This window comes from Mesorhizobium sp. WSM4307, assembly GCF_007003945.1.
Lineage (GTDB): Bacteria > Pseudomonadota > Alphaproteobacteria > Rhizobiales > Rhizobiaceae > Mesorhizobium.
In genome coordinates, this window is record NZ_VFTB01000005.1 from 258347 (window position 1) to 278760 (window position 20414).

Below are 20414 nucleotides of genomic sequence, written 5' to 3' on the forward strand. Positions count from 1 at the left end.
CTCGTCGGTGCGGGACGCCAGGATCGGTATCCCGCACCGCACCGACGAGCCCCTTGGCCAGGATTCTGATCCCGGCATCCGCCCCCGCGGATCTGAAAATTCCTTACCCCAGACGCGTTCAAGACCGCCTGGCCAGTGAGTTGCGGCTCTGCCATCGCCCTCCCGTTGCAGCTCCGAACCCTGCTGATGCGTTAGATTTCACGCCAGGGTTGCCCGGTTGTCAATAAAAAGATGTGACTTTTTTTGGGTGTTTTGCCCGAAAGCAAGGGGCGATATCTTTAAAACTGCTTGAATTACCTTAAAACCGGTCAAAAAGGCGAAGTCCGGGAAACCCAATGGTCCATTCCAAACGCCACGGCGAGATCCTGCGGCTGCTGCAGGAAGAAGGAACCGTCACCATCGCCAGCCTGGCGGATCGGCTGGGTGTTTCGCTGGAAACCGTGCGGCGCGACGTCAAGCCACTCACCAGCGACGGCTCGGTGCTGAAGATGCATGGCGCCGTCGGCCTGCCGTCCATGGTCGGCGAGGCGCCGTTCGAACGGCGCATGCGCGAGAATGCCGATGCCAAGCGCATCATTGCCCGCATGGTCGCCGCCACCATCCGCGACGGGGAATCGGTCATGCTCGACACCGGCACCACCACCTCGTTCCTGGCCCGGGAACTGCTCGGCCACCGGCGCCTGACGGTCGTCACCAATTCGTCCGACATCGCCCGCACGCTGGCCACCATCAACGGCAACAAGGTCTATATGGCCGGCGGCGAATTGCGCAGCGATTCAGGTGCCGCGTTCGGCACTTCGGCTATCGACTTCGTCAGCCGCTTCTCGGTAAGCCATGCCATCATATCCACCGGCGCCGTCGATGCGGTGACGGGCGTCATGGACTATGATCTGGAAGAGGCCGAATTCGCCCGCATGGTGCTGTCGCGCGGTCAGCGCTCAATCGTCATCACCGACCACACCAAGTTCGGCCGCCAGGGCCTGGTCCAGGTCTGCGGCTTCGACGGCTTTTCCGAACTCGCCACCGACCGTTCGCCGCCGCACGACATAGCCGCGGCGCTGACGCAGGCCGGCGCGCGGCTCAGCATTGCCGGCGGCGAAGCCGGATTCTAACCGAACACCAGCGATTGGTGGGCGCACACGCCCGCGAAGGTCCCACCCGATACCGCGAAGGCGATGTTGTGCATAGCGCGTGCGGCGTCTCCGGCGGCGTAGACGCCGGGAATTGTCGTCTGCTGCCGGTCATCGACGGATATTACCGGACCGAGCAGGCCGTCCGTGAAGCCGCAGCCGAGCTGCTCCGCCAGCGGGCTCGCCATCGTGTTGCGCGGCGCGGTGAACATCGCCCTGACGCCGGCCGTTCGGCCGCCCTCGAGATAAACGGTCAGGCCGCCGGAGCCGTCTTCCCTGAGTTCGCTGACGATCGCAAGGCGCGAAAACTCATCCTGAAGCACGCGCCGCTCGGCTTGCCGTCGAGGATCTCGATGCGCCCACCATGCAACTGCATGATTTCCTGCACCAGGTTGAGCCCGAGCCCGGCGCCGTGATCCTGCGGGCGCAACCGGTAGAAGGGCTCGAAGATGCGTTCGCGCTCGGCTGGCGGCACGCCGTCGCCTTCGTCCCGCACCTCGATGACGGCCGGAGCGGTGACACTGACGGTGATCTTGCCCGTGCGCCCGCCATGCTCGATGGCGTTCTGGACGATGTTGGTCACGGCGCGCTCGATCGCGGTGCGATCGCCGGTGGTGAAAACCGCTTCCCGTTGCGGCTCGAACGATATCTCGTATCCGGCCGAGAACGCCATCGGCGCTAGGTCGACGATAACGCCGCGCGCGATCGCCACGAGATCGACTTTCTCAAACGGCGAGGTCTGTCGGTCGAGGCGTTGCAGGTCGAGCAACTGGTCGGTCAGCGTCGAAAGCCGCGCTGCGTCCTGCAGCAGCCGGGCTCGCTCCGGTGTCGCCGGCAGCGAGGCCAGGCGCGTGTTGAGGATGGCGACCGGCGTTCGGAGTTCATGGGCGACGTCGGTCAGGAAGCGCTTGTGGCGCTCGTAGCCCTTGTCCAGGCGTGCAAGGGCGGCGTTCACCGCCTTGACCAGCGGCGTAACTTCCTTTGGCACATCCTTCAGTGGCAGTTGCACGCCGCGCTGGTCGATGTCGATGCGTTCGGCTTCGGCGGCGGCATGGCCAAGGCCCGACAGCGCGCCGCGCACCACCCATGGCGTCGCGAACAGCGTGGCCAGCGCCATCAGGCCGGCGAGCGGCAATATGCCTTGCAGGAAGAATTGCGGCGCTTGTCCGAGCAGGCGCAGCAGCGAAAGCCCGCCCTTGGTGCCGGTGAAGATCTGGAGGTCGCCCGCGGCCGTTTCGGTCCAGCGGATCTTCGCATCCGGCGGCGCGCTCTCGCCGATGGAATGGTCGATACGCGCGTCGCTGATCGTGTCCAGCAGTCCGGCGAAAGGCTGGAAGATGGCCGGCACCGTGCCTTCCTGCAGCCGCTGCCCCTGTCTGTCGCGGATGATGAACCAGAGGTCGGGGACTTCGGATCGCAGCTTCGTCAGATCCGAGGTCTCGCGCAGCACAAGCTTGCCGCCAGCGTCACGCGCGACCGCATCCGCCAGCACGTCCATCGTGCCGTCCTCATAGTCGTGCGGAATGAGGCCGGTGGCGAGCAACGCGCCGAGAATGCCGACGATGATCAGCGTCAGCATCGCGCATTGCAGCAAGGCGATGCGCAGCACCAGGCTCCATTTGAGCGAACGCGGGCGTCTGAGGCTCATCGATCGAGGCTCACGTCGTTTCGCGCAGCAGATAGCCGACGCCGCGAATGCCGTTGATCGTCACCCCGGCATCGGCGTCGGCGAGCTTGCGGCGCAGGCGCGAGACATGGGTGTCGAGCGCATTGGACTGGATCTCGTCGTCGAGGCCGAACACCGCTTCCATCAGCGCCTCGCGCTGCACCATACGGCCGGTGCGCCGCATCAGCGCCTCCAGCACCAGGAGTTCGCGGCGCGGCAGGCTGAGCGGCTCGCCGCGGATCGCAGCCTCGCGGTGTCCGACATCGAGCACCAGATGGCCGGCGCGGATGAATTGCGACTGCATCGGCGCCGGCCGCCTGAGCAAGGCGCGCAAGCGGGCCAGCAATTCCTCGAAGGCGAACGGCTTTGCCAGATAGTCGTCCGCGCCCATGTCCAGCCCATCGACCTTGTCGGACGTGTCGCCCTTGGCCGTCAGCACCAGCACGGGCGTGGTGTTCGCCGCCGAGCGCAATCTCGGCACCAGCGACAGCCCGTCGCCGTCAGGCAACTGGCGGTCGAGCAGGATGGCGTCGTAGCTGTCGACGGCAACGAAGCCTTCCGCCTCAAGCAATGTACCGGCGTGATCGACCACCATGTCGTGGCGCTTCAGCGCGGCACGCAGCGCCGAGACCATCTCGGACTCGTCTTCGACCAGCAAGATACGCATCCACACTCCCCGGCGACGAGCACACCGCATCGGGCGCTACCGCGCCAACATTGCGTGGACATGGCAAAGCCGAACGGCCGGCGGCCGGCAAGCTCTTTCTTTGCGTCCAGGCTATTGCGCAATGTCTATGCAATCCAGCCACGGCAAACAGCGCCGGTCGGCAGGAACCGCCCATGCCGGCGTCAAGGCGTCGGGCCCGACGATGCAACAGGTTCGGGTCCGACGCCGAAACGAAATCAAGCGGCCGCGCCGAATTGGTTGGCGTGCCGTTGTTCGGGATTGAGGTTGGTTATGCCTGCACATGATGCCCTGTCTTTTCTCATGGCGTGGACCGTGGCGCCGTTCAGGGTCGGCTCCGTCACACCGTCCAGTTCCAGCCTGGCGGCCTTGATGACGCGCGACATCGGTCCCGAGACCGGCCCCGTGCTGGAGCTCGGTCCCGGAACCGGCCCGTTCACGCGGGCGCTGCTGTCCCGCGGGGTGCAGCAAGAGGATCTGACGCTGATCGAATCCGATCCGGATTTTGCGGCACTTCTCATGCGGCGCTTTCCCACCGCCCGCATTTTCGAGATGGATGCCGCCGGCCTGCGCCATCTGTCGCTGTTTCCCGGGCCGGTGGTTGGCGCCGCCGTCAGCGGACTGCCCTTCCGCTTGATTTCGCCACGCAAGACGCTTGCCATTCTCGAAGGTGTTTTCGCAAACCTTCGCCCGGGTGGGGCGCTCTACCAGTTCACGCTCGGCCGGCGCTGCCCGTTCGACCAGTCGCTGCTCGACCGGCTCGATCTCGAAGTCACGCGGGTCGGCCACACCTTTCGCAATTTCCCGCCGGCGACGGTCTATCGCGTCGCCAGGATCAAGGCGCTTGGAACCTATGACTGGCGCTTTGCATGACCGGTCCGTTGTCGGCCATTCTCGGCTTCGGCCTGTTCGGCGTCTTCTGCCTCGCCTTCACCGAGAAGATCCTGCCGATACCGCCGTCGCATGTGCTGCTGCTGTTCCTCGGCATGACGGCGGCGCCGAATGGCGCGGCGCTGCTGGTCCTGCTGGCGGTGACGACGCTAGCCTCCTTCGCCGGCTGCCTTGTCTGGTATGCGGTTGGCCGCCGGATCGGATTTGACCGTGCCGACCACCTGATCGAACAGATCGGCAGATATGTCTTCCTGCGCCCGGCAACCTACCGCAAGCTTGGCCAGGCCTATCGCCGCAATCATGTCCGGGTGTCGCTGTTGGCGCAGTTCATCCCGACGGTGCGCAACTATCTGCCGATCGCGGCCGGCGCGCTTTGTCTGCCGGCGCTGCCCTTCGCGATGGCGACGCTGCTCGGCGCCACCATCTGGAATGCGGGCTTCCTCCTGACCGGCTACCTCTTGCGCGGCAGCGGCCAGGATTCCTTCACGGTGGGCTTGCGCATCATCGTCATTGTCGTGGTGCTGGAGACGGCCTTCATGCTTGCATTGCGCTATGGCCCCGCATGGCGGCGGCGCATCAGGCTGGCGCTCGGCTGAGCACCAGTCTCCAGCCATGGGATAAGTTCCGCCGTCGGCTTTCCTTCGCTCGGCCGCCGGTGTTTAGTCCGGCCATGGCCTTCACCATCCGCCAGCTGCAGTTCTTCATCGCCGTCGCCGAACAAGGCACGGTGTCGGGCGCCGCACAGAACCTCTCCATCTCGCAATCGTCCGTCACCGAAGCGATCAAGGAACTCGAAAGCGATCTTGGCGTCGAACTGTTCGAACGCCATCCGCGCGGCCTCAACATCACGCATAAGGGCCACCAGTTCCTGCGCCATGCGACCAAGATCCTGGCCGACGTGTCCGACGCCCGCCGCTCTTTTTCCGGCGAACAGGCCGTGGCTGGAGGGCGGCTGCAGCTTGGCGTCACCTCGCTGGTCGCCGGCTATGTGCTATCGGATCTGCTTTCCCGCTATCGCCGCGCCTATCCGGGCGTCGAGGTCTCGGCCATCGAGGACAATGGCGACTACCTCGAACATCTCCTGATCGGCGGCAAGCTCGATATCGCCGTCATGGTGACCTCCAATCTGCGCGACCGCACGGCGCTGCAATCGGAAATCCTCGAGGTCTCGACCTACCGCCTGTGGCTGCCGCTCGGCCATTCCCTCGTCGGCGCCGACATCATCAGCATTGGCGATATCGCCGGCGAGCCTCTGATCATGCTTACCGTCGACGAGATCGAGGAGAACACGGGAAAACTGCTGGCGGCGATCGGCGCCAAGCCGCATGTCGCCTTCCGCACCCGTTCGGTGGAAGCGGTCCGCAGTCTGGTCGCTACCGGTGCCGGCGTGGCGCTGCTGCCCGACCTCGTCTACCGGCCATGGTCACTGGAAGGCGACCGCATCGAATCGCGCGATATTTCGGGCTCCTTGCCAGTGGTGCAGGTCGGCATGGTCTGGCGGCGCGGTTCCAGCTTGCCGCAGGCGGCGCGCGACTTCATCGGCCTTGCCCAGTCGCAGCGGACGGTCCGTCGCTAGTGGCCTACTCCAGCCTGACGTGGCCAGTCCTACGCTTGCGCCTTGTGACGGAAACCGCCTCCGCCTTGAACGGCGCGAGCGGAGCAACCTCGAAGCGACCAGCACCGGCAAGTCTGACGGCGCGGCGGAACGTCGGACACTCCGTCGGCCGGGCGGCCGGACATTTAGCGGCGTGACGCAAAGCCTCTCGGATCGCCGTCAGGCGTTGGATGATTTGGTCCAGTTCGTTCGCCTTGGCATCCAGGCGCCCTCGATCCATTTTCGGCAGGCCGTCGGGCGTCAGCATCGAGGAAATCTCGTCCAGTGCGAATCCACCGGCGCGTCCGAGCGCGATCAAGGCCAGTCGGTCCAGGACGGCAGGGTCGAACAGGCGGCGCTTGCCGCGACGGCCGATCGAGGCGACGAGGCCCCTCTCCTCGTAGTAGCGAAGGGTGGAGGCGGGCACGCCGGTGCGGCGCGACACTTCGGCAATGTCCATATCTTTCATGCTTGACCTCAAGTCGGCTTGAACTCGTAGAGTGCTCGCGACGATCAGCGAGAGCAACACGAAAGCGAGGTCCGTTATGCCGCAATCCGTGCCGCCAAACACACGCCAAGCCGCGCTCTGGAACGATGTCAGCGGAAAGACCTGGGTCGAGATGCAGCCGATCCTCGACGAGATACTGGCGCCGTTCGAGCGGCTGGTGGTCGATGCCGGCTATCCCGGGGAAGGGGGCAATGTCCTGGACATCGGCTGCGGTGCCGGCGCCACGACTCTGGCGATGGCGCGCCACGTGGGCAACGACGGAAAGTGTGTGGGGCTCGACATCTCGCAGCCGCTTGTCGCCCTGGCGACGGAGCGCACGAAGGTGGGAGGGGTAGCAAACGCAAGTTTTGAAGTGGGCGATGCCCAGGCATATGCGTTCGAACCGGGGTACTTCGACGCTGTTATCTCGCGCTTCGGTGTCATGTTCTTCGATGATCCCGTGGCCGCGTTCACCAACATAAGAAAGGCCGCGAGGCGCGGCGGCAAACTCGCCTTTGTTGCCTGGCGCAGTCCGCTCGAGAATGATTTCATGACGACCGCCGCGCGAGCGGCTGCGCCCTTCCTGCCGCCCGCACCCACGCCGGACCCCGATGCGCCGGGTCAGTTTGCCTTTGCCGACGGCGCCAAGGTGAGGCGGATCCTTGAAGCGGGCGGCTGGGCTTCAATCGCAGTCGAACAGGCAGACGTCCCGTGCCGGATCGCCCAACGCGATCTGATGACGTTCGTCACCCGGCTAGGGCCGGTCGGCGCCGCGCTGCGTGAGGTTGACCGGGCGACGGCCGAAAAAATCACCACGGTGTTGCCGGCTGCGTTCGCGCCTTTCGTTGAGGACGGTGAGGCTCGCTTTAACGCCGCCTGCTGGCTGGTGACGGCGCTTGCTTGAAGCGGCGGCTCTCTATCGGAAAAACCGATACCGTCTTTCTGATAAATGAATTTGCGAAACCGGAATTTTCCAAGCACTTTCGGTGTCAGGGACCAAAGCCGCCAGCAGAGCGACATCAAGTCCACAGGACGAACTGATATGTTTTTCAGTCCGCGCGTGATCTGGCGAAAACCGGAGCGGTTTCGGGGGCATGCGCCAAAATGGGAGATCGATGATGAATTCATTCCTGAAGTCGTGCACGGCGCTGACGGTCGCGCTGACCTTCTCCGGCCAGGCCATCGCCCAGGTCAAGGAACTCGGCAGAGGCGAGGGCCAGGTCAACATCGTTGCCTGGCCGGGCTACATCGAGCGCGGCGAGACCGACAAGGGCTATGACTGGGTCACCGCCTTCGAGAAGGAGAGCGGCTGCAAGGTCAACGTCAAGACCGCCAACACGTCGGATGAGATGGTCTCGCTGATGAACGAGGGTGGCTTCGACCTCGTCACGGCTTCGGGTGATGCCTCGCTGCGCCTCGTCGCGGGCAAGCGCGTGCAGCCGATCAACACCGATCTGATCCCGAGCTGGAAGACGGTCGACGACCGGCTGAAGGACGCGCCCTGGTTCACCGTCGACAAGGTGCATTACGGCGTTCCTTACCAGTGGGGACCGAACATCCTGATGTACAACACCGAGGTGTTCAAGGAAGCGCCCAAGAGCTGGAACGTCGTCTTCGAGGAAATGAAGCTGCCGGACGGCAAGTCCAACAAGGGCCGCGTCCAGGCCTATGACGGGCCGATCCACATCGCCGACGCCGCCAACTATCTGATGTTCCACAAGCCGGAACTCGGCATCAAGGATCCCTACGAACTGAACGAGGACCAGTACAAGGCAGCCCTCGAACTGCTGCGCGTCCAGCGCACGCTGGTCGGCCGCTACTGGCATGACGCCGCCATCCAGGTCGACGATTTCCAGAATGAAGGTGTCGTCGCTTCCGGTTCATGGCCGTATCAGGTCAACACGCTGGTCGCCGCCAAGAAGCCGGTTGCCTCGACCGTGCCGGAAGAAGGCGTCACCGGCTGGGCCGACACCACCATGATGGAAGCCGACGCGGCTCACCCGAACTGCGCCTATATGTGGCTCGAACATTCGCTGTCGCCGAAAGTGCAGGGCGATGTCTCGGCCTGGTTCGGATCGCTCCCCGTGGTTCCCGCCGCCTGCAAGGGCAACGAGCTCTTGACCGACGAAGGCTGCAAGACCAACGGCTACGACAATTTCGACAAGATCAAGTTCTGGAAGACGCCGGTCTCGAAATGCGCCACCCAGAACGACCAGTGCGTGCCTTACTACCGCTGGGTGTCGGACTATATCGGCGTTATCGGCGGACGGTGATTTCGCTTACCCTCCCCCTTGTGGGGAGGGTCGACGCGCAGCGTCGGCGTGGGGGCTGCCCGAAACGTCGGCGCCGGCACCCCTACCCGCGGCTTCGCCGCGACCTCCCCCTCGAGGGGGAGGTGGACTGTCGCTCCGGTCCCAATCGGGCGGCAAGAGCCATTTCGACCAAAGACAAACCGGCAACAGACTGAGAGCCCATGACATCAGCCGTCTCCTTTCAGAAAGTCTCGCGCCATTTCGGCAGTGTGCGCGCCGTCGATGCCGTCGACCTCGACATTGTACCGGGTGAGTTCTTCGCCATGCTCGGTCCCTCCGGTTCCGGCAAGACGACATGCCTGCGCCTGATCGCCGGCTTCGAGCAGCCGACTTCGGGTTCGATCTCGATCTTCGGCGAGCGCGCCGAGGGCGTGCCGCCCTATCGCCGCAACGTCAACACGGTGTTCCAGGACTACGCGCTGTTCCCGCATCTCAATGTGCTCGATAACGTTGCCTACGGGCTGATGGTCAAGGGCGTCGGCAAGGCCGGACGGCACAAGGCGGCCGAGGAAGCCCTGTCGCTGGTGAGGCTGCCAGGCTACGGCGCCCGCCGCCCCGGCCAGCTTTCCGGCGGCCAGCGCCAGCGCGTCGCGCTCGCCCGCGCTCTGGTCAACCAGCCCAAGGTACTGCTGCTCGACGAGCCGCTCGGCGCGCTTGACCTGAAGCTGCGCGAGAACATGCAGGACGAGCTGAAATCGCTGCAGAAGGCGCTCGGCATCACCTTCGTCTTCGTCACCCACGACCAGGGCGAGGCGCTGTCGATGGCCGACCGCGTCGCCGTCTTCAACGACGGCAGGATCATGCAGATCGGCACGCCGGAGGATATTTACCAGCGGCCGAGAACCCGCTTCGTCGCCGATTTCGTCGGCTCCTCCAACGTGCTGCCGCCGGATTTCGTCCAGCGTTATTCCGGTCAGCACTGCTGGGGCAGTCTCCGCCCCGAATCCATTCGCGTCAGCCGCGCCGCAAGCGGCGAAGGCGTCGCCGCCCGCCTCGTCTCGACCAACTATCTCGGCGCCACCACCAGGCTGGCGCTCGATGCCGACGGATTGAAGCTGCACGCCGTGGTGCCAGCCGGCACGGCGCTGCCTGCCGAAGGCGAAGCGGTGGTGCTCACCTTCAACCGCGAGCACCTGCATCTGATGGATGAGCCGGCATGAGCGTCGACGTCACCATGCCGCGCGCCACGGCCCCCGCCATCCTGCCCGGCAGCGGCGGCATGCGCGGCGCGCTGTCGGACCTGTTCTGGCGCCGGCCGCAACTGCTTCTGCTGCTCATGCTTTTGCCGCCGGTGCTGTGGCTCGGCATCGTCTATATCGGCTCGCTCTTCGCGCTGCTGGCACAGAGCTTCTTCTCCATCGACGAGTTCTCAGGCCTCATCAACCGCCAGTTCACGCTGAAGACCTATGGCGACCTGCTGCAGGCCGCCAATCTCGACATCATCCTGCGGACCGTCACCATGGCGGCCCTGGTCACGCTGGCTTCGGCCATTGTCGCCTTTCCGATCGCCTACTATGCCGCGCGCTATGCCCGTGGCCGCTGGAAGGCGCTGTTCTATCTCGGCGTCATGCTGCCGCTGTGGTCGAGCTACCTGGTCAAGATCTATGCCTGGAAGCTGATCCTGGCCAAGGAAGGCATCCTCACCTGGCTCTTCGCCAAGCTGCATTTGCTGTGGCTGCTCGAGGCCTGGCTGGCGTTGCCGGTCGTCGGCGGCAACTCGCTGTCGGTGTCTTTCACCGGCACCTTCATCGTCTTCGTCTATGTCTGGCTGCCCTTCATGATCCTGCCCGTGCAGGCGGCGCTCGAGCGCGTGCCGGGCAATCTGGTCGAAGCCTCCTCCGATCTCGGCGCTTCGCCCGGCCAGACCTTCCGCAACGTGCTGTTTCCGCTGGCGCTGCCCGGCATTGTCGCCGGCTCGATCTTCACCTTCTCGCTGACATTGGGCGATTACATCATCCCGCAGATCATCGGCACGTCGCGCCTCTTCATCGGCCAGGCCGTCTATTCGCAGCAAGGCACCGCCGGCAACATCCCGCTTGCAGCCGCCTTCACCGTGGTGCCCATCGTCATCATGGGCTTCTACCTCTGGGGCGCCAAGCGCATGGGGGCTTTCGATGCGCTCTGACCGTGGTCAATCGGCTCCGCTCGGCTTGAAGATCGCCGCCGCCTGCGGCCTGCTCTTCCTGCATTTGCCGATCCTGCTGATCTTCGTCTACGCCTTCACCACCGAGGAGAAGAGCTTCGTCTGGCCGCCGCCGGGGCTGACCACGCAGTGGTTCGCCGTCACATGGAACCGGCCTGACGTGTGGGAAGCGCTGTCGCTGTCGGTGCGCGTCGCCGCCATCTCGACGGCGATCGCACTGGTGCTCGGCACGCTGTGCGCCGCCGCTGTGTCACGGACGAAATTCTTCGGCCGCGAGACCATCTCGCTGCTGGTCATCCTGCCGATCGCGCTGCCCGGCATCATCACCGGCATCGCGCTCCGCTCGGCCTTTTCGCTCGCCGACATTCCTTTCTCGTTCTGGACGATCGTGCTCGGCCACGCCACTTTCTGCGTGGTCGTCGTCTACAACAATGCGGTCGCCCGTTTCCGTCGCACATCCGGTTCGATGATCGAGGCCTCGATGGATCTCGGCGCCGACGGTTTTCAGACCTTCCGCCATGTCGTGCTGCCCAACATCGCCACCGCGCTGCTTGCAGGCGGCATGCTGGCCTTCGCTTTGTCTTTCGACGAAGTCATCGTCACCACCTTCACCGCCGGCCAGCAGCAGACCGTGCCGATCTGGATGCTGGAGGAGCTGATCCGCCCGCGCCAGCGCCCGGTCACCAATGTCGTGGCCATGGTCGTCGTGCTGGTGACGCTGCTGCCCATCCTGTTTGCCTATTACCTCACCCGCGACGGCGACCAGATCGCCGGTTCGGGCAAATAACGTCAGTTCGTAAGGGAGAGACGTCCATGGACACCCAGATGCTGATCGGGTCGAAATTCGAGAACGGCGCCGAGACCGAGGAGCCGATCCTCAATCCGAAGACCGGGGCGACCATTCTCAACCTGCCCGAGGCCAGCCAGGCGCAGATCGAGGCGGCGGTGGCGGCCGCCGAACAAGCGTTCGTTCTGTGGTCGCGCACCACGCCGGCGCAGCGCTCTGGTTATCTCCTCAAGATCGCCGACCGCATCGAGGCCGAGGCCAAGGACTTCGCCGCTCTCGAGGCGCTGAACTGCGGCAAGCCGATCAATTCCGTGCTCAATGACGAGATTCCGGCCATCGTCGACTGCTACCGCTTCTTCGCCGGCGCGGTCCGTACGATGCCGGGCGTCGTCGCCGGCGAATATCTCCCCGGCCACACCTCGATGGTGCGGCGCGACCCGATCGGCATCGTCGCTTCGATCGCGCCCTGGAACTACCCGCTGATGATGATGGCCTGGAAGCTGGCGCCGGCGATCGGCGGCGGCAACACCGTCGTCTTCAAGCCGTCGGAGCAGACGCCACTGACGACGCTGAAGCTGGCCAGGATCCTGGCCGAAATCCTCCCCGAAGGCGTGGTCAATGTCGTGCTCGGCCGTGGCGACAGCGTCGGCAACGCGCTGATCAACCATCCCAAGGTCAACATGATCTCGATCACCGGCGACGTCGCCACCGGCAAGAAGGTTCTGCAGGCCGCCGCCAAATCGGTCAAGCGCACGCATCTCGAACTCGGCGGCAAGGCCCCGGTCATCGTCTTCGACGACGCCGACCTTGGCGCGGTGGTCAACGGCCTGCGCGCCTTCGGCTACTACAATGCCGGCCAGGACTGCACCGCCGCCTGCCGCATCTATGCCGGCAAGAAGGTCTACGACAAGCTCGTCGCCGACCTCTCTTCCGCCGTCTCGACCATCAGGTACAACCGTGCCGACGACACCGAAAACGAGATCGGGCCGCTGATCTCGCGCCGCCAGCGCGACCGCGTGTCGAGCTTCGTCGAACGCGCCTCCGAGCTGAAGCACATCGAGATCACCACCGGCGGCAAGCCGGGCGAGGGCACCGGCTTCTACTATCAGCCGACCGTCGTCGCCGGCGCCTTGCAGGAGGACGAAATCGTGCGTCGCGAAGTGTTCGGCCCGGTCGTCTCGGTCACCCGTTTCACGGAAGTCGACGAGGCGGTCAACTGGGCCAATGACAGCGACTACGGCCTGGCGTCATCGGTTTGGACCAAGGACGTCTCGCGCGCCATGGCGACGGCGGCCCGCCTGCAATATGGCTGCACATGGATCAACACCCATTTCATGCTGACCAACGAGATGCCGCATGGCGGGTTGAAGCAGTCCGGCTACGGCAAGGACATGTCGCTTTATGCACTGGAGGACTATACCGCCGTGCGGCACGTGATGGTGGCGCACGCATAGCGCAGTTTCCCTTCTCCCCCTGCGGGAGAAGGTGGATCGGCGCGCAGCGCCGAGACGGATGAGGGTGTTCCAGCTTGGCGCCAAGTCACCCCTCAGCCGGATTGCCAGCCGAATTGCGAAGGGCAATTCGGGGCAATCCGACCTCTCCCACAAGGGGAAGAGGTAGCGGTGCTACTCGACGATACGATAGATGTTCCACAGGCTGGTGCCTGACACGACATAGGGCTCCATTTCCTTGCCCCATTTGGCGTGTGCGTCGATCTTGCTGATCTTGGCGAACATCGCCTCCAACTGGGCCAGGCTTTCGACCTGATGGTGCGACTCGACCGTCGCTTCGCGTGCGCCGATCGATCCGGTCATGATCTGGAACTTCAGCTCGGCGAGGCCGACCTGCGAGCCGATCTCGCGTTCCCATTTCTTCAACAGGTCGAGCACGGTCTGTTTATGCCCGAACTTCGCGTCGATCTGCCATCTAGCGCTGAACATGCTGGTTCCTCCCAAGGTTGAGTTGGCGGCTGCTTGCCTATTCGTCCCAGGCCTGCACGACGGTCTGCCTTGCGATTTGCCCGTTCTTCAGCTCCAGCATCGCGGCGGCGAACACCTTTGTGCCGTCCGGATAGGCGCAGGCCTGGGTGAAGGCCAGGCTGTTGCCGTCGGCGATCGTGGTGTCGACCTTGTGGGTCATCGCCCGGCTGCAGATGTCGTCCCAGAAGGTGGTGATCGCCGCGCGCCCGCGGATCTCGCGCGGCTTGCTCGGCGGGTTGTTGCGGTCGATCACCCGCACCAACGCGTCGTCGGCATAGAAGCCAGACAGCATCTTGCCGTCACGGGTTTCGATCGCCTTCTTGATGGCAGCGCCGTCCACGGCTTGTGTCTTGGTTAGCATCTCATCCTCCATGGCCCGCTTTCGGGCGGTTGACGTTCGGAAATCTGCCCGGCGCTTATCGACGGACAGTGCCTTTCACTGCGACTTCGCCTTGACGGCCGCGAAGACGTCGTCGGTCTGCTTCTTGAAAGTGGCGAGATCGACCTGGCTTCCATTGAGCATCGTCGACCAATGGCGCACGATCGCCGCCATCGCTATCGTCTCCTTGATCTCCTCGTCGCTCGCGCCGTTGAGCTTGGCGGCCTCGGTATGGAAATAGATGCAGTACTGGCAAGGTATCTGCGCGGCCACCGCAAGACCTATCAGTTCCTTGGTCTTGCCATCGAGCGCGGTCTTGGGATTGAGCTGCACGCCCTTGATTTCGGCCCAGGCGCCGGCGACCGCCACGTCAGGCAGTGTCTTGAACATGTCCGGCACCGAGCCGAGCGTCGCCTGGATGTCCTTGTAGGCGGCTGTCGCCGATGCATCCTCGGCCTTTGCGGGAGTGATCGTGAACAGCGCGCCAATGCCTGCCGCGATCACAAATGATCTGACGTTCAGTTTTGACTCGAGCATTTCATCCTCCGTTCGCAGTGCCTTCCCGGCGATATCCGCCTGGCCTGCATGGGGGAATTGATAGCGCTTGGATCGGCGTGCCCGCTTCGCCCGAAAGCGCCATCGCTGTCATGGCCCGTCCGGGCCAGCGTGCCTGGCGGAGAATGCCGCCGCCGCCGCACGCGATGGCAGGTCGAGCTTGAGCAGAATGTTGGCGACGTGACGCTTGACCGTGTGCTCGCTCAGCCTGAGCTCGCCAGCGATCGCCGCATTGCTTTTGCCATCGGCGATCAGGTTCACCACCTCGCTTTCCCGTGCCGTCAACACGGCGGGTTCAGCCGGCTTGGATTTCGAGCGGCAGGCCGGTTCCAGATGCTGCTCCGACGTCGCATGCATCACCGGCAATGGCTCGTCGAGTTCGCCGAGGCTGACACGGCCGGCGTCGACGAAATGCAGGCCGGATCCCTCCGCCAGGTCGGCAACCAGCCGGGAGGCCAGAATCTCGCCACGCCCGGCATGGTTCGCCAATTGCATGGTCACGCGTGCCGTCAGTCCGACCGGCGGGCCGCGCGCTTCGATCTCGCCGACATGGACCCCTTGCGCGCTCGCCACGCCGATCTGCTGCGCCGCCTCGCGCAACGCCGCCGCGCAGCGTATGGCGCGCGCCGGCCCGTCGAAGCGCGAAATCATCAATTCACCATGCGTACCCGTCGCGCGTCCGCCATGACGCCCGACCAGCAGCCGCCAGCTCTCCTGAAAGCGCTGACTGCGCTCGTGCCACATGCGATCGCCAAGCTTGGCCGTGTCGTAGATGCGCGTCACCAGCAATGCGGCAAGCACGCGCTCGGTGTCGGCCACCGCCGGCTGGCCGGTCAGAAATTCCTCGATCAGGTCGGCGACGCGGTCGACGTCGCCGGTCCAGATCGGATGGTCGCGCCCGGCGATCTCGACCAGCCGCGCATTCGGGATATTCTTTGCCAGGAAGCGGCTGGCTTCGGGATCGACGCGAACATCGTTGCGGCGATGGATCAGCAGTGTCGGCGCGTTGATCGCGCCGAGGATGTCCCGCACGTCGATCCCGGCATTCATGCGGGCAAGTGCTGCCGCTGCGGTCGGGCTTGCCGACAAGCGCTCGAAGCGCGCCCACCACCGGGTGAAATGCGGGTCGTCGACCCGGCCCGGCGCGAAGCTGGGCAAGGTGGCACCCGTGCCCCATGACGTTTCCGTCGTCTCGATGAAGGCGCCGAGGCGTTCGGGCGACATCACCCATTTGTGGAAATGCGCATAGCCGCCATAGAGCGCCAGCGCCCGCGTCCGTTCCGGATAGGTGGCGGCGAACAGCATCGCCATTGGTGCGCCTTCCGAGGCGCCAAGTAGCGCCGCGCGGCCGCTGCCGGTTGCGTCCATCACCGCGCGCACATCGTCCATGCGGGTTTCGAGGCTGGGCAAGTGATGGACATCGACACGGTCGGAAAGACCGGTGCCGCGCTTGTCGAACAGGATCAGCCGCGAGAATGCCGAAAGCCGCCTCAGGAGCCTTGTATAGCCCTCGTCTTCCCAATGCAGGTCGAGATTGGAAATGAAGCCCGGAACGAAGACAAGATCAAGCGAGCCCTGGCCGACCACCTGATAGGCGATCCGCGCCTCGCCACTGAGGGCATATCGGGTCTCGATCGGCCTCACGAGTTTCTTCCGCCCGGCCTGACGATTTCTGATCGGCAACCATAGCAGAGCCGCGTCGATAGCGGCAGCTCAAACCTTAGTGGAAATGATTATAGGCTCGCGCAGCCGGCTTGCGGCTACTTTTGCGACGCGGCGGCGTCGGCCGGGAAGGGTTTGAGCCCGAGCTTGAGATCGGCCTCGGCTGGCGTGATCGGCCGCTTGATCCTGGCCGATGCCGCCACGACGAGTTCGTCGAAGCCTTCGCCGCTGTCCAGCAGTTCGAAGAACTGCCGCCGCATCCTCGGTTCCCAGAATTTGTTGATGTGCTCGGCGACGCCGGCAACACCTTCCTCGCGCGACTTGGAATGGAAGAAGGCCGCGATCTGGTTGGCCATCCGCACCAGCTTTTCACTGGTGCTCGTGATGTGGTCTTCGTCATGCGACATGCTGGGCAACTCCCAAAACCACCCGATCGGGGTGGGTGAAAACATCGAAATCCTCGCCGCGCACCAGCGCCACCAGCGTCATGCCGGCCTCATCGGCCGTGCGGATGGCAAGCGCGGTCGGCGCCGAGACGGCGATGATGAAGGCCGAGCCGACCGCCGCCGTCTTCTGCACCATTTCGACGGACACGCGCGACGTCACCACAACGGCTCCCGAGGCGCCGTCGATGCCGGCTTTGGCCAACGCGCCTGCGAGCTTGTCCAGCGCATTGTGGCGGCCGACATCCTCGCGCGCCATGACGACGCCCTTGCCAGGAATATAGAAGCCGGCGGCATGTACGGCTCCGGTTTCCTGATGCAGCGGCTGCACCTTCGACAAAAGCTTGACGGAGCGGACGATGTCGTCGGCATCAAGCGTAAGTTTTGACGCACCAACGGCGTCGACGGACCGCATCGCTTCCTCGATGGACTCAATACCGCACAGCCCGCAGCCAACCGGCCCGGCAAGCCTGCGCCGCCGCGCCTCGAAGCGTGTATTGGCCTGATCCTTGAGCCGGATCTGGATATCGATGCCGGCGCCATGATCCTCGACTTCGATCGCCTCGATCTCTTGCGGGTCGGCAATGATGCCTTCCGTCAGCGAGAAGCCGAGCGCGAAATCCTCGAAGTCGGCAGGGCTCGCCATCATCACCGCATGCGTGGTTCCGGCAAAGGAAAACGCCACCGGCGTCTCCTCCGGCACCATGCGGTTGGCAACAGTCGTACTGCTGGCGCGGTGCGCCAGGCGCGATATCTCGGTCGTGGCTTTGCGGCGCGCGGCCACGGCTACTCCGCCGCCTGCAGCGAGGCGATGCGGCGGCTGTTCCTGGCCTGCTCGTCATACTCGCGTTGCCAATCCGACGGGCCGTTCGAGGCGCCGACCTGCACCGCCGTCACCTTGTACTCCGGACAGTTGGTCGCCCAGTCCGAGAAGTCGGTGGTGATGACGTTGGCCTGCGTGTCCGGATGGTGGAAGGTGGTGTAGACCACGCCAGGCGACACACGGTCGGTGATCAGCGCCCGCAGCGTCGTCTCGCCGGAGCGGCTGGTCAGCCGCACCCAGTCGCCATCGCGCAGGCCGCGGTTCTCGGCATCGTGCGGATGGATCTCCAGCCGGTCTTCCGAGTGCCACATGACGTTGTCGGTGCGCCGCGTCTGCGCGCCGACATTGTACTGGCTGAGGATGCGGCCAGTGGTCAAAAGCAGCGGGAAGCGCGGCCCGGTCCTCTCGTCCGTCGCCACATATTCGGTGCGGATGAACTTGCCCTTGCCGCGCACGAAGCCGTCTATGTGCATGATCGGCGTTCCGAGCGGGGCCTTCTCGTTGCACGGCCATTGCACCGATCCGACGCGGTCGAGCAGCTCGAAGGAGACATTGGCGAAGCTCGGCGTCGTCTGGGCGATCTCGTCCATGATCTGCGAGGGATGCGTGTAGTTCCAGTCGAGCCCGATCGCGCGGGCAAGCTCCTGCGTCGCCTCCCAGTCGGCATAGCGCGCCTTCGGTTCCAGCACCTTGCGCACCATGTTGATGCGCCGCTCGGCATTGGTGAAGGTGCCGTCCTTTTCCAGGAAGGTCGAGCCCGGCAGGAAGACATGCGCGTAATTCGCCGTCTCGTTGAGGAAGAGATCGTGCACGACCACGCACTCCATGGCCGCGAGACCGCCCGCGACATGCTTGGTGTCGGGATCGGACTGCAAGATGTCCTCGCCCTGGATGTAGATGCCCTTGAAGGAGCCGTCGACGGCGGCGTCCAGCATGTTGGGAATGCGCAGGCCGGGTTCGTCGTCCAGCTTCACGCCCCAAAGGCTTTCATAGATATCGCGCACGGCTTCGCCGGAGATGTGGCGATAGCCGGGCAGTTCGTGCGGGAAGGAGCCCATGTCGCACGAGCCCTGCACATTGTTCTGGCCACGCAGCGGATTCACGCCGACGCCCGGGCGGCCGATATTGCCGGTGGCCATGGCGAGGTTGGCGATCGCCATCACCGTGGTCGAGCCCTGGCTGTGCTCGGTGACGCCGAGGCCGTAATAGATCGCGCCATTGCCGCCCTTGGCGTAGAGCCGCGCGGCACCCCGGATCAGTTCCGGGTCGACGCCGGAAAGCTTGCCGACGATTTCAGGGCTGTTCTCCGGCAAGGCGACGAAGGAGGCCCAGTCCTGGAACTCCGTCCAGTCGCAGCGTTCGCGGATGAAGGCTTCGTCGAAAAGCCCTTCGGTAACGATGACATGCGCCAGTGACGTCAGCACCGCCACGTTGGTGCCGGGCTTCAGCGGCAGGTGATAGTCGGCGTCGATATGCGCCGACTTGACCATCTCGGTGCGGCGCGGATCGAGCACGATCAGCTTGGCGCCCTGGCGCAGCCGCTTCTTGAGACGCGAGGCGAACACCGGATGGGCGGAAACCGGATTGGCGCCGATGATGACGGCGACGTCGGTGAATTCGACCGAGTCGAAATCCTGCGTGCCGGCCGAGGTGCCGTAGGTCTGGCCGAGCCCGTAGCCGGTCGGCGAATGGCAGACGCGGGCGCAGGTGTCGACATTGTTGTTGCGGAAACCCTGCCGCACCAGCTTCTGCACGAGATAGGTCTCCTCGTTCGTGCAGCGCGAGGAGGTGATGCCGCCGATCGAGGTGCGACCGTACTGATACTGGATCCGGCGGAATTCCTTGGCCGTGTGCGCGATCGCCTCTTCCCAGCTCACTTCGCGCCACGGATCGGAGATCTTCTCGCGGATCATCGGCGACAGGATGCGGTCCTTGTGGGTGGCGTAGCCATAGGCGAAGCGGCCCTTGACGCAGCTGTGGCCGTGGTTCGCCTTGCCGTCCTTGTAGGGCATCATGCGGATGACTTCGTCGTCCTTCACCTCGGCCTTGAACGAGCAGCCGACGCCGCAATAGGCGCAGGTGGTAACGGCCGAGCGTTCCGGCATGCCCTTCTCGAGCACCGTCTTCTCGCGCAGCGCGTCGGTCGGGCAGGCCTGCACGCAGGCTCCGCATGACACGCATTCGGAAGCGATGAAATCCTCATGCATGCCGGCGACCATGCGCGATTCGAAACCGCGGCCCTCGATGGTCAGCGCGAAGGTGCCCTGCACTTCTTCGCACGCCCGCACGCAGCGCGAGCAGACGATGCACTGCGCCGGATCATAGGTGAAATAAGGATTGGATTCGTCGCGGGCAATGTAGTCGACCGCCAGCGAGCCATGGCCGGGCGCCACGCCGTCTTCCTGCTTGACGTGGTTGCGGCCCTCGACGCCGTAGCGGTTCTCGGTCAGACCGACCGACTTAGCCACCGTGTCGAATTCGCTGGCGCCGGTGCCGGCCTTCTCGTTCCAGCCGGTCGGATGGTCGGAGACGTAAAGCTCCATGACGCCGCGGCGGATGGCGTCTAGCCGGTCGGACTGCGTGCGGACCACCATGCCTTCGCCGACCGGCGTCGTGCAGGACGCCGGCGTGCCGCCGCGCCCTTCGATCTCGACCAGGCAGACACGGCACGAGCCGAATGAGTCCAGCATGTCGGTGGCACAGAGCTTCGGGATCTCGACGCCGCCTTCCATAGCGGCGCGCATGATCGAGGTGCCTTCCGGCACCGTGATGCTGCGGCCGTCGACGCTCAGCGTGACCTGCTTTTGCGCCCGCGATTCCGGGGTTCCGTAGTCGATCTCTTCGACGAGCAATGGGAAGTCGGCCTTGATGTTCATCT

20 protein-coding genes and 1 pseudogene are annotated in these 20414 nt (G+C 64.6%); 10 read left to right on the forward strand and 11 right to left on the reverse strand.

The genetic code is table 11. From position 1 onward, the window contains the following. Positions 1 to 335 precede the first annotated feature (335 nt). Positions 336 to 1112, forward strand: coding sequence for a DeoR/GlpR family DNA-binding transcription regulator (locus FJV83_RS13920; protein WP_142886182.1), 777 nt, complete (start codon positions 336 to 338; stop codon positions 1110 to 1112). On the opposite strand, the pseudogene FJV83_RS13925 reads toward FJV83_RS13920, so the two are convergent. From FJV83_RS13925 to FJV83_RS13935, 3 genes and pseudogenes are all read right to left on the reverse strand, one after another. Next, positions 1109 to 1351: pseudogene (locus FJV83_RS13925) on the reverse strand (NAD(P)/FAD-dependent oxidoreductase); the annotation flags it as partial. The gene FJV83_RS13920 and the pseudogene FJV83_RS13925 sit on opposite strands and share 4 nt — an antisense overlap. 32 nt (positions 1352 to 1383) lie before the next feature. Then, positions 1384 to 2778 (reverse strand): HAMP domain-containing sensor histidine kinase, encoded by a 1395-nt coding sequence (locus FJV83_RS13930; RefSeq protein WP_142886183.1) that lies wholly within the window; start codon positions 2776 to 2778, stop codon positions 1384 to 1386. A gap of 10 nt (positions 2779 to 2788) precedes the next feature. Further along, positions 2789 to 3463, reverse strand: a complete 675-nt coding sequence (locus FJV83_RS13935; RefSeq protein WP_095771717.1) for a response regulator transcription factor — start codon at positions 3461 to 3463, stop codon at positions 2789 to 2791. A gap of 291 nt (positions 3464 to 3754) precedes the next feature. Here FJV83_RS13935 and FJV83_RS13940 point away from each other — a divergent pair, with 291 nt between their 5' ends. From FJV83_RS13940 to FJV83_RS13950, 3 genes are all read left to right on the forward strand, one after another. Beyond that, positions 3755 to 4354: a methyltransferase domain-containing protein gene (locus tag FJV83_RS13940; RefSeq protein ID WP_142886184.1), complete on the forward strand. Its 600-nt coding sequence runs from the start codon at positions 3755 to 3757 to the stop codon at positions 4352 to 4354. Further along, positions 4351 to 4968: a DedA family protein gene (locus FJV83_RS13945; RefSeq protein ID WP_095771719.1), complete on the forward strand. Its 618-nt coding sequence runs from the start codon at positions 4351 to 4353 to the stop codon at positions 4966 to 4968. The genes FJV83_RS13940 and FJV83_RS13945 overlap by 4 nt, the downstream gene beginning before the upstream one ends. A 74-nt stretch (positions 4969 to 5042) precedes the next feature. Then, positions 5043 to 5948: a LysR family transcriptional regulator gene (locus FJV83_RS13950; RefSeq protein ID WP_095771720.1), complete on the forward strand. Its 906-nt coding sequence runs from the start codon at positions 5043 to 5045 to the stop codon at positions 5946 to 5948. Between the two features lie 4 nt (positions 5949 to 5952). Here FJV83_RS13950 and FJV83_RS13955 read toward each other — a convergent pair whose 3' ends face one another. Next, positions 5953 to 6435 (reverse strand): helix-turn-helix domain-containing protein, encoded by a 483-nt coding sequence (locus FJV83_RS13955; protein ID WP_142886217.1) that lies wholly within the window; start codon positions 6433 to 6435, stop codon positions 5953 to 5955. A gap of 31 nt (positions 6436 to 6466) precedes the next feature. On the opposite strand from FJV83_RS13955, the gene FJV83_RS13960 reads away from it, so the two are divergent. The 6 genes from FJV83_RS13960 to FJV83_RS13985 all read left to right on the forward strand — a co-directional run bounded on the left by FJV83_RS13960 (position 6467) and on the right by FJV83_RS13985 (position 13149). Further along, the gene (locus FJV83_RS13960) at positions 6467 to 7357 is read left to right on the forward strand and encodes a class I SAM-dependent methyltransferase (RefSeq protein ID WP_246691857.1); all 891 of its coding nucleotides are present in this window, start codon (positions 6467 to 6469) and stop codon (positions 7355 to 7357) included. Between the two features lie 214 nt (positions 7358 to 7571). Further along, positions 7572 to 8726: an ABC transporter substrate-binding protein gene (locus FJV83_RS13965; protein WP_142886218.1), complete on the forward strand. Its 1155-nt coding sequence runs from the start codon at positions 7572 to 7574 to the stop codon at positions 8724 to 8726. A 200-nt stretch (positions 8727 to 8926) separates the two neighbouring features. Then, positions 8927 to 9925: an ABC transporter ATP-binding protein gene (locus FJV83_RS13970; protein ID WP_142886187.1), complete on the forward strand. Its 999-nt coding sequence runs from the start codon at positions 8927 to 8929 to the stop codon at positions 9923 to 9925. Positions 9926 to 9939: 14 nt separating this feature from the next. Continuing rightward, the gene (locus FJV83_RS13975) at positions 9940 to 10890 is read left to right on the forward strand and encodes an ABC transporter permease (protein ID WP_210248226.1); all 951 of its coding nucleotides are present in this window, start codon (positions 9940 to 9942) and stop codon (positions 10888 to 10890) included. Then, positions 10880 to 11695, forward strand: coding sequence for an ABC transporter permease (locus tag FJV83_RS13980; protein ID WP_115141083.1), 816 nt, complete (start codon positions 10880 to 10882; stop codon positions 11693 to 11695). Before FJV83_RS13975 ends, FJV83_RS13980 begins: the two co-directional genes overlap by 11 nt. A 26-nt stretch (positions 11696 to 11721) precedes the next feature. After that, positions 11722 to 13149 (forward strand): gamma-aminobutyraldehyde dehydrogenase, encoded by a 1428-nt coding sequence (locus FJV83_RS13985; protein ID WP_142886189.1) that lies wholly within the window; start codon positions 11722 to 11724, stop codon positions 13147 to 13149. Positions 13150 to 13320: 171 nt separating this feature from the next. Here FJV83_RS13985 and FJV83_RS13990 read toward each other — a convergent pair whose 3' ends face one another. From FJV83_RS13990 to fdhF, 7 genes are all read right to left on the reverse strand, one after another. Then, positions 13321 to 13635 carry a hypothetical protein gene (locus FJV83_RS13990; protein WP_010913185.1) on the reverse strand — a complete coding sequence of 105 codons (315 nt, stop codon included), beginning with the start codon at positions 13633 to 13635 and terminating at the stop codon, positions 13321 to 13323. A 37-nt stretch (positions 13636 to 13672) separates the two neighbouring features. Continuing rightward, on the reverse strand, positions 13673 to 14035 hold the full coding sequence (locus FJV83_RS13995) for a nuclear transport factor 2 family protein (protein ID WP_142886190.1): 363 nt from the start codon (positions 14033 to 14035) through the stop codon (positions 13673 to 13675). 75 nt (positions 14036 to 14110) lie between these two features. Beyond that, complete coding sequence (locus FJV83_RS14000) at positions 14111 to 14590, reverse strand: carboxymuconolactone decarboxylase family protein (protein ID WP_095771726.1); 480 nt, start codon at positions 14588 to 14590, stop codon at positions 14111 to 14113. A 108-nt stretch (positions 14591 to 14698) separates the two neighbouring features. Further along, positions 14699 to 16252 carry an alpha/beta fold hydrolase gene (locus FJV83_RS14005; protein ID WP_142886191.1) on the reverse strand — a complete coding sequence of 518 codons (1554 nt, stop codon included), beginning with the start codon at positions 16250 to 16252 and terminating at the stop codon, positions 14699 to 14701. Positions 16253 to 16368: 116 nt separating this feature from the next. Next, entirely contained in the window at positions 16369 to 16677 is a 309-nt protein-coding gene (locus FJV83_RS14010; protein ID WP_095787208.1) for a formate dehydrogenase subunit delta, read from the reverse strand. Beyond that, positions 16667 to 17497: a formate dehydrogenase accessory sulfurtransferase FdhD gene (fdhD, locus tag FJV83_RS14015; protein WP_095771729.1), complete on the reverse strand. Its 831-nt coding sequence runs from the start codon at positions 17495 to 17497 to the stop codon at positions 16667 to 16669. Before fdhD ends, FJV83_RS14010 begins: the two co-directional genes overlap by 11 nt. Positions 17498 to 17499: 2 nt before the next feature. Continuing rightward, positions 17500 to 20412, reverse strand: coding sequence for a formate dehydrogenase subunit alpha (fdhF, locus tag FJV83_RS14020; RefSeq protein ID WP_095787209.1), 2913 nt, complete (start codon positions 20410 to 20412; stop codon positions 17500 to 17502). Between the last annotated feature and the right edge of the window lie 2 nt (positions 20413 to 20414).